Consider the following 13,345-nt stretch of genomic DNA (forward strand, 5'->3'; position numbering starts at 1 on the left):
CCGGTCGACTGCATCTACGAGGGCGGACGGATGCTCTACATCCAGCCCGACGAGTGCGTCGACTGCGGAGCATGTGAGCCGGTCTGCCCCGTGGAGGCCATCTACTACGAGGACGACGTCCCCGATCAGTGGAAGGGGTACACAGACANCAACGCCAACTTCTTCGAGGAGCTCGGTTCNCCGGGCGGTGCCTCGAAGGTGGGCGCGCTGGACTTCGACCCGCCGGCGGTCGCCGCCCTGGCCCCCCAGGGCGAGTCCTGAGCGGCTCTGGGAGGTCGGGCAACACCTCCGGAGTCCTGCGGTCACCAGCCCGTTCCCGCGTGCGGCTGCCCGACTTCCCCTGGGACCAGCTCGTCTCCTACAAGGAGAAGGCCCGCACGCACCCCTACGGGCTCGTCGACCTCTCGGTCGGGACTCCGGTCGACTCCACACCGGCCGTCGTGCAGCAGGCGCTGGCCGGTGCCGCGGATGCTCCGGGCTATCCGCTGACGGTCGGCACCCCGGATCTTCGGGAGGCGGCGGCGGGCTGGCTGGCCCGCCGGCTCGGCGTCCTCGTGGATCCGGGTGCCGTCCTGCCGGTGCTCGGTACCAAGGAGCTGGTCGCCCAGCTCCCGGGGCAGCTCGGTCTCGAACCAGGGGACCGGGTCTGGGTGCCGACGCCGGCGTACCCGACCTACGAGGTCGGCGCCCTGCTCGCGCGCTGCGAGCCGGTCGTCGGTCCCGCGGACGGGGTGACGCTCGTCTGGCTGAACTCGCCCGCCAACCCGACGGGGCGGGTGCTGACCGTGGACGAGATGCGCGCGGTCGTCACCTGGGCCCGCGAGCGGGGCGTCATCGTCGCCAGCGACGAGTGCTACATCGAGCTGGGCTGGGAGGCCCGGCCCGTCTCCGTGCTGCACCCGGACGTCTGCGGCGGTTCCCACGAGGGCCTGCTTGCGGTGCACTCCCTGTCGAAGCGGTCCAACCTCGCGGGCTACCGGGCCGGCTTCGTCACCGGTGACCCGCAGCTCGTCGAGGGGCTGACCGGGGTCCGCAAGCACGCCGGGTTCATGATGCCGACCCCGGTGGCGGCGGCGATGGCCGCCGCCTACGCCGACGACATCCACGTCGCCGACCAGCGGGCCCGCTACGCCAACCGGCGGGCGGTGCTCGCCGCGGCGCTCGCGGTCGCCGGGTTCACCATCGACCACAGCGAGGCCGGTCTGTATCTGTGGGCCACCCGCGGCGAGGACGCGTGGGCCACGGTCGACGCCCTCGCCGGGGTCGGCGTGCTCGTCGCACCGGGGACGTTCTACGGCGAGGGCGGTCGCCACCATGTCCGGGTCGCCCTCACCGCGCCGGACTCCCAGGTGGCGACCGTCCCCGAGCGGATGACCATGCTGGCGCCGGCCGTGGTGGCGGGCGGCGCGGGATCGCACCCGACGGGACCGGCCGGCGGCGGCTACCCGCAGCCCGGGCCGCCGGGGGGGTACGCCGCCCAGCAGGGCGGCTACGCCGCGGCGGCCCCGGGCTACCCGGCCGGGCCCGCGCGGGTGCCCTACGAGTCCGCGGCGGGGTACGAGACCCGGCCCGGGTACGAGCCGCGACCGGGCGAGGGTCAGCCCGGCTATGACGGCCAGCCCGGCTACGAGGGTGCGCGAGGCTACGAGGGCCAGCCCCGCTACGAGGGCCAGCCCACCTACCAGGGTCAGCCTGACTACCTGGGTCAGCCTGACTACCAGGGTCAGCCCACCTACCAGGGTCAGCCTGACTATCAGGGACAGCCCAACTACCAGGGCCGGGCCGGCTACGAGGGTCAGCCCGGCTACGAGGGCCGGCGCGGCTTCGAGGGCCAGCGCGGTTATGAGGGCCAGCCCGGCTACGAGCGCGCCCCGCGCCACGCGCGGCAGTCCGGCTACGGCGCCCGGCCGGGCGATCACGACCCTCCGGCCCGGCGCGACGGCCAGGCCGGATACGACCACGCGGGCGACTACGACAGTCCCGCGGGCTACGACCGGCCGCCCGGGCCTGACGACCCGCCGACCGGCCACGGTCAGCCCTCGGGAGCCGGCCGCCACGCCGCCGGCGGCCCGTGGAACAGCGAGCCGGACATCCGCTGACCCTGCGGCCGGCCCCAGGGTCGGCCGCAGCCGGCGCCGCGAGGAACTCGCGCGCCCACGACCCGCGCAGCGCGGCCTCGGGTCGGACGGCTCCGCGACGGGCAGCCCCGTGGCGGTGGGAACCACGGCGTGGCCGGTAACGCCGCCGACCTCGTAAGGTCGGGCCTGTGAGCGCACCCAAGACGAGCATCGACTCCCCGATCGATCCCATCATCGACGAGCTGTGGGATCGCCGGGCCGACCTGACCCCCGACGACGCCGACGCGCGCAAGACGATCGTCGCGGCCGTCGACGCCATCGACGCCGGGATCGCCCGCGTCGCAACCGTCGCCGCAGACGGCTCGGTCGTCGTCGACGAGCGGGCCAAGCGGGCAATCCTGCTGTCCTTCAAGGTCCTACCGATGGCCGAGTCGGCCGCCGGGGACTTCCAATACCACGACCGGATGCCGCTGAAGACCCGGTTCGACGGCGTCCGGGTGGTACCGGGGGCCATCGTCCGCTGGGGTGCGCACGTCCAGCCCGGCGCGATCCTCATGCCCAGCTACACCAACATCGGCGGCTATGTCGGCGCAGGCACCCTCGTCGACACCTGGGCGACGGTCGGGTCCTGCGCCCAGGTCGGCAGCAACGTGCACCTCTCGGGCGGGGTCGGGCTCGGCGGCGTGCTCGAGCCGCCGAACGCGGTCCCCGTCGTCATCGAGGACGACGCCTTCGTCGGTAGCCGGTGCATGGTCGTCGACGGGGCGAGGGTCCGCCGCGGCGCCAAGCTCGGCGCTGGGGCGATCCTGACCGCGTCCACCCACGTCTTCGACGCGAACACCGGCGAGGAGTACCCGCGCGGCGAGATTCCGGAGCGGGCGGTCGCCGTCGGCTCCAGCCGGCTGAAGTCGTTTCCCGGCGGGGAGTTCGCGATGCCGTGCATCCTGGTGCTGCGCACCCTCGCCGAGGGCGAGATCCATGACAAGCTGGCGCTGAACGACGTCCTGCGCGAGCACGGCGTCGCCGGCTGAGACCTCCGTCTCCGCGGGGTCGAGCCACGCCGCCGGGCGGCTCGGCGCCGCGGCTCGGCATCCGCGGGAGCCATAGGGTCGTCCGCATGGATCTGGATCTCACCGCCCCGGTGGGCGAGCTCACTCGGCGGCTGGTCGACGTGCCGTCCGTCAGCGGCGAGGAGGCCGCGCTGGCGGACGCGGTGGAGAAGGCGCTGGCGGCGGTCGACGGGCTGCGGGTCGCCCGCGACGGTGACGCCGTGGTGGCCCGGACCTTCCTCGGCCGGCCGTCGCGGATCCTGCTCGCGGGGCATCTGGACACGGTCCCGCTGGCGGACAACCTCCCCGCGCGGGTGGTGGGCGGGCGCCTCTACGGCTGCGGCACCTCCGACATGAAGGCGGGCGTGGCGATCGCGCTGCGGCTCGCGGCCACCCTGCCGCTCACCGATGCCTCCGCCCCCGCCGGTGTCGGCGCGCTGCGGCATGACGTCACCTGGATCTGCTACGACAACGAGGAGGTCACGGCGGACCGCAACGGGCTGCGCCGCCTCGCCGCCCGGCACCGGGACTGGCTGGACGCGGACCTCGCCATCCTCATGGAGCCCACCTCCGGCGAGGTGGAGGCCGGCTGCCAGGGCACGCTGCGCGCCGTCGTCACGTTGCCCGGCACCCGGGCGCACTCCGCCCGTTCCTGGCTCGGTGACAACGCCGTCCACAAGGCCGCCGAGGTCCTGCGTCGGCTCGGCGAGTACCGGGCCCGGACGGTGACGCTCGACGGATGCACCTACCGTGAGGGGTTGTCCGCGGTCCGCATCGACGGCGGCGTGGCCGGCAACGTGATCCCCGACCTGTGCCGGGTGACGGTGAACTTCCGTTTCGCGCCGGATCGCACGGTCGAGAACGCCTTCGCCCATGTCCGGGAGGTCTTCGACGGCTACGACCTGGAGCTGACCGACCGGGCGGGCGGCGCGCCCCCCGGGCTTGCCGCACCGGCCGCGGCCGCCTTCGTGGCCGCCACCGGTCGCGTCCCGGTGGCGAAGTACGGCTGGACGGACGTCGCGCGCTTCGCCGAGCTCGGCATCCCGGCGCTGAACTACGGCCCGGGTGACCCGAACCTCGCCCACACCCGCGACGAGTACGTCGAACTCGCCGCGATCGACGAGGGCGAACGGCTGCTGCGCCGCTACCTGACCTCCTGACCTCCTGACCGCCTGACCTCCTGACCGCCTGAGTGCCTGACCGCCTGAGTGCCTGAGTGCCGGAGCGACTGACCCGCAACGGTGATATTCGGGCGGTCACCGAAGAGTCCGCAATCACCCCGGACCACTGGCTGCCGGCGTCGATCTGGCGCACGGTAAAATGAGCGATCTCGGCTTATCTCGGTGGGCTGGGTCGGATTTTCAGGCTCGCATTCTGTGATGGCNGGACATCGCCAGGCGACGAGCAGTTCATGATCCACTGGGCCGTCGTGGCGTCGGCGAAAGCTGAGAGGCACCGTGCAAAGTCCACAACGGGGGGTTGTCATCAGAAGGTCAGTTCGCCCGCCCGGCCGCCGCCTCTCCCTGGTTCTGTTGCTGCTGGTGGCCGCGTGTGGCCCGGTGTCCATCGACAGCGGCGGTCCCGGGGGGACCGGCGGCGGCTCGGCCAGCCCCGGTGCACCGGCGTCGTCCGCACCGTCCGCACCAGCAATGGTCGCACCGGAATCGCACAACCAAAAACCAACGTCGTCGGGTTCCGCGTCACCGTCGTCGGCGTCCACGCCCGCGGTCACCGGCGGTACGGCGGACACGGCGGCGACGGATCCGCCGAATCCGATCTGGGGAACCCCGGTTCTGGTCGATTCCTTCAACGGAACCGCGCTCGATACCAAGCGCTGGGCGATCTATGACTCNCCCCAGGTCAAGTTGATGCCCCGGTCGCCGGAGAATGTCGCGGTCTCGGATGGCGCGCTGCGCCTCACCGGCTGGATCGACTCCNCCGGGCGGGACGTCTCGGGCGGCGTGGCCAGCCGCATCAACCTCCAGTACGGCCGCTGGGAGGCGAGGGTCCGGGCCGAACGCGGTTCGGGATACTCGGCGGTGGTCCTGCTGTGGCCGCAGTCGGAGCACTGGCCGACGGACGGTGAGATCGACATCCTCGAGGTGCCGGACCCCGAGCGGCAGGTCGGCGGCAACTTCCTGCATCTCGGCAGCGACAACCGGCAGATCGAGAACAAGCTTTACGCGGATTTCACTCAGTGGCACACGGTCGGGGTGGAGTGGCTTCCGAACCGGATCACCTACTACCTCGACGGCAAGGCCGTCTGGACCGTCACCCGACCGACGAATTCACACGAGCGCAACATGATTCCGACCAAGCCGATGCACATGACGCTGCAACACGACCGCGGCTGTTTCCAGCTCATTCCCTGTCGTAACGCGCAGACGCCGCCAACCGTGTCGATGTACGTCGACTGGATCAAGATTTACCGCGCCCCGTCAACCCTGCTCTGAGGTAGCCTCCCCCGCCGGGGACAGCCCGCGAAGGCGGGGTGGCTGCCGGCCGGGCGACGGGCGAAGGGGTGCCGGGAGCCGCATCGGACGGCTCCCGGCACCCCTTCCCGGTGCTTGTTCTGAGGCGCTTGTTCTCCGCTCGCGAGTGCGTGTTCTCAGCTCGCGACGCGGCGCTGGCCCACCCTGCCCCGCACATAGCCGAAGGAGGTCGCGGCCACCCCGAAGACGACGGCCGCCGCGCGGGCGCGATGACCACCCCCGGTCAGGTCGCGCCAGACGGCTCGCGGGAGGGTCCGGCTCACGTAGGTGCGCTCGGCCTCCAGGGCCGATTCCTGCCCGACGAGGCCGGNGACCCGGGCCTTCGANAGCCCCTCCGCGTAGCAGCGTCGCCGGAAGTAGGTGAACGTCGCCCGGTCGCTGGTCACGCGGTGAGCGACCACCGATCCGGGTTCGTACAGGACGACGGCGTCCGGGTTGGACTGGCGCAGGCGGATCCCGAACTCGGTCTCCTCGCAGCCCATCGGGTCGGTCCCCGTGCGGCCGATGCCCTCGGTGAAGTCGCCGACGGCTTCGAAGGCCGAGCGCCGGAACGACATCGAGGCGCCGATCGGATTGCGGACGGGGGCACGGGAGGTGGGCAACCCCGTGTAGCTGCACCCGACCACCCAGTCGAACTCGGGCGGGAACCAGNCGGGCCGGTCGGTCGGCCAGGCCGCCAGAGCCGCTCCACCGACTCCCATGACCTGGGGATCCGCGTAGGGCGCGAGCATACGGTCGAGCCAGCCGGGCTCCGCCCGGGCGTCGTCGTCGAGGAACACGACGACCTCGCCCGTCGTGACGGCGACCCCGGTGTTGCGGGCGCCGGACAGGCCGCGCGGGCCGGTGCTCGCCACGACCGTCACCTCCGGCATGGCCGCGCTGGCGCGCCGCAGGAGCGTGTCGTTGTTGTCGACGACGAGGACGAGTTCGTCCCCGGCCGCGAGCTGCGCACGCGCGCTGTCGACGGCTCCGCGCAGATCGTCCCAGCGTGCCTCGGTGTAGCAGCAGACGACCACCGAGGCGCTCGGCCGCTCGCCGGCGGAACGGCGTTCGGCCGCGGGCGCGGGCGCGTCGACGGTTCCGACGCCTCCGCTGCCCCTGACGCCCTCGATGCCTCCGACGTCCTTGACGCCAAGGCCCGGGAGGCCGTCGGTCAGATCCTGGGTCACGCGCTCTCCAACTGCGTCGCGGGGTTGGCGACCGGCGCGGCGGGACCGCCGGCAGCGCCTCGCGGCTGCGGCTGCTCGGGGATTTCGAGCAGCGGGTGCGGAAGGACGGTGGCGTGCGGCCGCAGACGGCCCTTGCCACGCCGCTCGACGATGATCGTGCGCAGCACCCGGATACCGTCGGAGACGGCGTTGAGGTTGCTGGCGCCGTGGATCCGGTGGTGCTCGTAGCTCGGCACCTCGACCACCCGCAGGCCGGCGAGGGCGACCCGCATGTTGATGAGGGTCTCGATCTCGAATCCGTCGCCCCAGCGCTTCACCGAGTCCGCCGGGCCCGGGTCCATTTCGAGGACGGGCAGGCACCGGCGCCAGAACGCGTTGTACCCNTAGCACAGGTCGGTGTAGCGGCTGCCGATGAGCAGGTTCACCAGGCCGTTGAGAACCCGGTTGCCCAGCGCGCGCAGCCTGGTGATGTCGCTGCTTNCGCCGCCGGCGCAGAAGCGCGACCCCTTGGCGAAGTCCGCGCCGAGGACGAGCGCGGACACGTACGCGTCGATCTCGCCCGGGTCGGCCGAGCCGTCGGCGTCCAGCATCACGATGATCGAACCGGTGGCGGCCGCGAACCCGGAGGCCAGCGCGTTACCCTTCCCGCGCCTGGTCTGGTTCACGATGACCACGTCCGGGCGCAGGCGGCGGGCGACCTCCACCGTTCCGTCCGTCGATCGTCCGTCGACGACCACGATCTCCACGTCGGCGGGCAGCCGCGCGAAGACATGCGCCAGATTGNGGGCCTCATTCAGCGTCGGAATGATGACGCTCACGGTAGGTCGATGCTGCGTTGACGACATGAGTATTTCCCCCCCATGAAACTTGGTGCCCCCCGTGCGAAGGGCCCTGGGCGCTATGCCCTGCGGGACCCTCGACAGGCGGAGTCGCCGCGGAGGAATGCCCGTGGATGGAGGCTGAATTTCTCCCCGTGCCCCCGTGCCCCCGTTGGTCGTCGCCGATTCTTGGCGCGCACCACATACCCCCGCTGAAGGATAGCAGGACCCGGCGCTCGGCGGCTACCAGCCCGCCGATCCTCTCGAAGGTTCCATGGCCGCAATGGCTCGATCACGCCTTGTGATGCGGCCCGGATCGTGTTTCTTTCGCCGGGGCAAAGGGCGGGTGGACGGCGGCTTTGCGCCGCTCGCCAACCATCAGATCGAACGGTCGGCAAGGTGAACGATCGATGTGTAACTAGAATCTCTCGAGGGTGGTCGCCGGGTCTGGCCCGGTGCTGGGGTGCCGGTTCGAGTGCGGACGAGGCTGATGCTGGGGCCTGGACGAGAACGGCTCGGGTCTGCTGCGTAACAAGCGCGTGAAGCCCGCTCACCAGCGGTTACGGTGTCCTCGGGTGTGTCCGGCCCGCAGCGTCCGGCCCCGGGAGGGGGCCCACCGACGTGCTAGCATGACCGGAACGGGTGGCGTATACGCAAAAAGGCATGCAAGCCTGGCGCGCCACCTTCCGAAGGCTGGGGGGCTGGTTCGGGAGTCGGACACTTCGCGCGTAGCTTGTTATTACCGCCATTGGGCAAGATTGTCCGAATCGTCCATGGCGGATCTCTGTCGTTGGTCAGTTGGGGGGCTGGCTTCAGCATGCTCGAATTTGATCGGCAAGGCGGCGCGGAGCGTTCCGGTCTGACATCTCGCACGGCGTCGGAAAGTCCGGCCGCTCTGGTTGCACCTTGCTGTTCTCCCAGGCAGGCCATAAGCGCCTGCGCGGCGCCGAATCCAACGGACGAACCTCAGATGTGTGGTCAAGAGCACATTCCCGCGGCCATCAAGGCCGATAGTCTCGCGACTCCCGCGCGCGTCGACGACGCCTCCATCCCGTCCCCTGCGGTCATCCCGTCCCCGTCGGCGGATGCCCTTGTCATCAATGCGTCCAGTTCAGNAGCGGGGACGCCCGCGATCCTGTCCGGAACCGCTGCGCAACCCGGACCTCGACCGGCACCGGCGCGACGGCTGCTCACCACCCTCGCGGCCTGGTATCGGCTCGCGGTCCTGTGCTCACGGGTGCAGGGGCGTCATCGCGTCGTCGGTCAGGAGCCGGACGCCGGCCAGCCCGTCCGGATCGCGGAGTACGAGCTGACCACCGCGCTGCTGACGGCCCGGGCGGCTCTCGGTCGCCCGCAGGCCACCTTCGGCGAGGTCCGGGTGCTGGTCCGCTGCCACGGCATCCCGGTCGGGCAGCTCGAGATTCCCGACAGCGGCGACGCCAACGCCGTCGAGATCCCGCTGATGGTCAAGAAGCAGGGCCTGGACCAGCACGAGTGCTCCCACACCTGGCCCGTCTCCGTGCAGGAACGGCGCAGCCCGGCCAGCGTGGTCATCCCGACCCGCGACCGGCCGGCGAGCCTCGACCGACTGATCACCTCCCTGCGTGCGGTGGCCGCCACCGACATCGAGTTCCTGATCGTCGACAACGCCCCCGCCACCGCCGCGACCCGTGACCTCGTCGAGGCGGTCGGCCGGGCGGACGGGCGGTTCCGTTACCTGTGCGAGCCACGCCGGGGCGCCGCCCGCGCGCGCAACACCGGGCTCGCGGCGGCGGGGGGGCGGGCCATCGCCTTCCTCGACGACGACACCCAGGTCGACCAGCACTGGCTGCCGGCGATCCTCAGCGGGTTCGACGCCGCGGACAACGTCGGCTGCGTGACCGGTCTGGTGCTGCCCGACGAGCTGACGACCTCGGCGCAGATCTGGTTCGAGCAGTACGGCGGCTTCGGCAAGGGGTTCGAGCGGCGGGTCTACGACCGCTGGACCCGGGGCAGCGCCCTCTACCCGTACGCCGCCGGCGCGTTCGGCTCCGGCAACAACGTCGCCTTCGACGCGGACACCGTCCGCGCGCTCGGTGGCTTCAACGAGATCCTCGGGCCCGGCACGCCGACGCACGCCGGGGAAGACCTCGAACTGTTCACCCGGACCATCCGCTCCGGTCACCGCATCGTCTACGAGCCGTCGGCGATCGTTTACCACACGCACCGGCAGCAGTACGGCGAGCTGCTCGACCAGCTCCGCAACTACGGCACCGGNCTGTCCGCGATGCTNCTGGCCCAGGCGACGGCCAGCCCCCGGGAGCTGCTGGAGATCATGCGCCGGGTACCCGCCGGACTGTTGTTCCTCCTGCTCCCGCGGTCGTCGAAGAACGTCAGCCGCGGGCCGCGTTTCCCCGCGGAGCTGGTGCTGACCGAGGTGCTCGGCATCGCCTCGGGACCGTTCGCGTTCGCGCGGGCGCGACGCGCCCAGCTCGGTGGCGGGGATCGGAGCAGGTCAGGTGAAGCGGAGGACCACGCGAGGTGAAGCAGAGTAGCCCTGGGCGCCCCGGCGCGCGCGGGCGGGAGCAGTCCCGTCCGCGCCATGCCCGGACCAGACCCCGTCCGCGGTTCGCCCCCCTGCGGGCGGTCTCGTCGGCCACGGGGATCCTGCGTTCGCCGTTGCTGCGCAACGCGATCCTGCTGATGGCGTCCACGGCTATCACCGGAGTTCTCGGCATCGCCTTCTGGGCGATCGCCGCCTGGAAGTACTCGCCCGAGAACGTCGGGCGTGCCTCCACCGCCGTCTCCACGATGCTGCTGCTGTCNGGGCTGGCTCAGCTCAACCAGCAGAACATCCTGCCGGCGACCATCCCCGCGGCGATGAAGCCCCGCCGAAAGATCATTCGGGACGCCTACGTCCTGTCCGGCCTGCTGGCGACGGTGCTCGCCCTGGGCTTCGTGGCGCTGTTCGGCCACAGCACGTTTCTCGGCGACTTCAGCCCGTGGTTCTCGGTGTTCTTCGTGGCCGCGGTCGCCTTCTGGTGCGTGTTCACGCTGCAGGACTCGGTGCTCGCCGGGCTGCGCAAGGCGCCCTGGGTGCCGATCGAGAACGCGTTCTTCGCGCTGTCGAAGCTCGTCCTGCTGTTCGTGTTCGCCACCCTCGGGATCTCCGCCGGGCTGTTCTTCGCCTGGACGGCGCNGGTCTTCCTGCTCGTCCTCGTCATCAACACACTCGTCTGGCGCCGGGTGCTGCCCAAGAAGGGCGTTCCCGACGCGCGGACCGGGCCGCTGCCCGTGGCGGTCGCGGCGGCGGCCGCACCGCGGCGGCGGGCCGACTGGTACATCATCAGCGACATGGCCGGCGGGCTGGTCCAGCTCGCGGCCACCACCCTGCTGCCCGTCATCGTCTCCGCCCGGCTGGGCTACGAGGCCACGGCGTACTTCTACACGTCGTGGAACCTGGTCTCGGTCTTCGACCAGCTCATGGGCGGAGCCACCGCGTCCCTGACCGTCGAGGGCACCCGGGAGTCCTCCCGGGTCAGCGCGCACATCCTCAGCATGGTCAAGTTCCTGCTGGCGTTCATCGTCCCGGTCGCGCTGCTCACGGCGATCTTCTCGGGCACCCTGCTCGGCGTCTTCGGCAGCGAGTACTCCCACGAGGGGACGAACCTGCTGGNCTGCCTCGCCCTGGGCGCCATCTTCCGGGCCACGATCCTGCTGGCGGTGACGATCAGCCGGGTGCAGCGCAAGGCACGGCTGCTGCTGGCCATCCAGGGGTCCGTCAGCGTCTGCCTGCTGACGACCGCCCTGATCGTCGGATCCCACGGGCTGACCGCCATCGGGCTGGCCTACCTCGCCTGCCACGTGGTGATCGCACTGGCCGTGGTGCCGATCTACGTCAAGGCGCTGCGCCGGCCGTCGCCGGCACCCGACGCCGCCCGCGCCGGGCTGCGCGAGCCCGCACCGACCCGCGGCCGGCCGGTGCTGCCCCTGCCCTACGCGGACGTCCGGGAACTGAGTCTGGCGGCACCCGAACAGTCCGATCCCTACCTGCCGGACCCCGACCCGTACCTGCCGGACCCCGACTCGTACCTGCCCGACTCCGAGACGACCTGGCTCATCGAGCGCCGGCCGTCGTTGCCCGACCCCCGCCAGGCCGACCATTCCGGCCCACACCAGACCGACCCCCGCCAGCCCGGTGCGCGCCCACCAGGATCGCCCGCGCGCGGTGCCGGCCCGGCGATGCCGTCCGCGCGCGACTACCCGGCGCGCGACTACCCGGCGCGCGACTACCCGGCGCGCGACTACCCGGCGCGGGAGTACGTCGCTGATCCGGCGGGCGCCGGCGGCGAGCTCGACCCCCCGCGGTCGTCGCCGGAACCGAGCGGTCAGACCGGCCGCCGGGATCGCCGGCTGGCGTCACCGCATTCGGATCACCACATGAGGACGGTCTTGTAGAGATGCAGAAAGTCGCACTCGCCTATCTCGGTTACGCCGGTCGCGGGAACCTCGGCGACGACGCGATCGAGCTCGTCTACAGGCGGGCGTTCCCGCAGGCGCGGATCGCCGCCCTGCCGCTGTATCCCGGCGACCTCCCCGGCCACCTGCGGGAGCGTCGGCACCTGAGCTTCAGGGATGCCTCCCTGGTGCTCGGCGGCGGGACGGTGATCGGTCGCAAGAACTGGCGGGTCCACCTGCTGACCGGCGGCCGGCTCGCGGGGCGCCGCCCGTTCCACATGCTCGGCGCCGGCGTCGAGGACCCGGTGTTCCAGGGCCGTAACTCGTTCTCCGCGAACGGGGAGCTACGCCGGTGGCGACCGCTGCTGGAGCAGTTCGACCGGGTGACCGTGCGCGGACCGCGCTCCGCGCAGCTGCTGGGGACCATCGGCGTGGTCAGCGAGGTCGTGGGGGATCCGGCCCTGCTGCTCGAACCCGGCCCGCTGCCGCGGTCGGTGGACGCGGGCGTACTCGGCCTCAACGTCGGCTGGGGCGACGACATGTGGGGGCACGATCCCGAACGGGTCGGCCGGGAGCTCGCCGGCGCGCTGCGCCAGCTCGCCCGGCGCGGCTGGCGGTTCCGGGCCTTCCTCGCCAACGACAGCGACCGCGCCTACACCGAGCGGCTGCTGGCCGACGCCGGGGTGACCGACCGGACCGAGGTGTACGTCACCGTGGATCCGGACACCTACCTGCACTCGGTACGCGGCTGCTCGGTGCTCGTGGCCCAGCGGCTGCACGCGGCGATCCTGGCCTGCTGCGCCGCCGTGCCGACCATCGCGATCGGCTATCAGCCCAAGTGCGACGACTTCATGGCCTCCCTCGGTCAGGAGCGGTTCCTCCTGCGCACGGACGAGGTCGACGCCGAGTCGCTCGTCGATCTGGTGGAGAAGGTCGACGCGGACCGCACGGACCACGTGATGCGGCTGCAGATCGCCGTCGACGCGCGCCGCGCGGCCCTGCGCGCGGCGCTGACGCGCATCGGCGATCAGCTCGGCCTCGACCACGCCGCCGGGTAGGCGCCGGGCGCGCCCCGACCCTCACCGGCGTCGGCGTGTCCATCCCGCCAGTGACGTCCACCCGGCATCCCCCCGGCTTCCCCCGGCATCCACCCAGCGGAGACAGGTTCACGTGCAGATGAGCGGAGTTCGCGCCCGCCTGGCGGTCGGCCTGGGACTGATCTGTCTCGTGGTGCTGCCGCTGGATGCTCCCGGCGGCCTGCGGGCCGTCGTGATCCTCCCGGCGGTCCTGCTCCTGCCGGGT

General features: G+C 71.8%; 4 protein-coding genes and 8 pseudogenes. 6 read left to right on the top strand and 6 right to left on the bottom strand.

The window, feature by feature from the left end; translation table 11 throughout:
- From UK94_RS45240 to dapE, 5 genes and pseudogenes are all read left to right on the top strand, one after another.
- Nucleotides 1-148: pseudogene (locus UK94_RS45240) on the top strand (ferredoxin family protein); the annotation flags it as partial.
- 32 nt (nucleotides 149-180) lie between these two features.
- Nucleotides 181-261: pseudogene (locus UK94_RS45245) on the top strand (ferredoxin); the annotation flags it as partial.
- A gap of 59 nt (nucleotides 262-320) precedes the next feature.
- Entirely contained in the window at nucleotides 321-2,099 is a 1,779-nt protein-coding gene (gene dapC / locus UK94_RS09025) for a succinyldiaminopimelate transaminase (protein ID WP_055749434.1), read from the top strand.
- Between the two features lie 167 nt (nucleotides 2,100-2,266).
- A complete protein-coding gene (locus tag UK94_RS09030; protein ID WP_011607175.1) occupies nucleotides 2,267-3,109 on the top strand; it encodes a 2,3,4,5-tetrahydropyridine-2,6-dicarboxylate N-succinyltransferase in 843 nt (280 codons plus the stop codon).
- A gap of 86 nt (nucleotides 3,110-3,195) precedes the next feature.
- The gene (gene dapE, locus UK94_RS09035) at nucleotides 3,196-4,287 is read left to right on the top strand and encodes a succinyl-diaminopimelate desuccinylase (RefSeq protein WP_011607174.1); all 1,092 of its coding nucleotides are present in this window, start codon (nucleotides 3,196-3,198) and stop codon (nucleotides 4,285-4,287) included.
- A gap of 1,659 nt (nucleotides 4,288-5,946) precedes the next feature.
- On the opposite strand, the pseudogene UK94_RS45250 reads toward dapE, so the two are convergent.
- The 6 pseudogenes from UK94_RS45250 to UK94_RS73215 form a co-directional block, all read right to left on the bottom strand.
- A pseudogene (locus UK94_RS45250) lies at nucleotides 5,947-6,270 on the bottom strand (glycosyltransferase family 2 protein); the annotation flags it as partial.
- Between the two features lies 1 nt (nucleotide 6,271).
- Nucleotides 6,272-6,788, bottom strand: a pseudogene (locus tag UK94_RS45255) (glycosyltransferase family 2 protein); the annotation flags it as partial.
- Nucleotides 6,785-7,171 (bottom strand): annotated as a pseudogene (locus tag UK94_RS45260) (glycosyltransferase family 2 protein); the annotation flags it as partial. The pseudogenes UK94_RS45255 and UK94_RS45260, both read right to left, overlap by 4 nt.
- Before the next feature lies 1 nt (nucleotide 7,172).
- Nucleotides 7,173-7,268: pseudogene (locus tag UK94_RS45265) on the bottom strand (glycosyltransferase family 2 protein); the annotation flags it as partial.
- A 1-nt stretch (nucleotide 7,269) separates the two neighbouring features.
- A pseudogene (locus tag UK94_RS45270) lies at nucleotides 7,270-7,571 on the bottom strand (glycosyltransferase family 2 protein); the annotation flags it as partial.
- 1 nt (nucleotide 7,572) lies between these two features.
- A pseudogene (locus UK94_RS73215) lies at nucleotides 7,573-7,633 on the bottom strand (hypothetical protein); the annotation flags it as partial.
- A 4,412-nt stretch (nucleotides 7,634-12,045) separates the two neighbouring features.
- Here UK94_RS73215 and UK94_RS09065 point away from each other — a divergent pair.
- The gene (locus tag UK94_RS09065; RefSeq protein WP_055749438.1) at nucleotides 12,046-13,101 is read left to right on the top strand and encodes a polysaccharide pyruvyl transferase family protein; all 1,056 of its coding nucleotides are present in this window, start codon (nucleotides 12,046-12,048) and stop codon (nucleotides 13,099-13,101) included.
- Nucleotides 13,102-13,345: the final 244 nt, after the last annotated feature.

The sequence above is a fragment of the Frankia sp. AvcI1 genome, from assembly GCF_001420875.1.
In the GTDB taxonomy this organism is placed as follows: domain Bacteria; phylum Actinomycetota; class Actinomycetes; order Frankiales; family Frankiaceae; genus Frankia; species Frankia alni.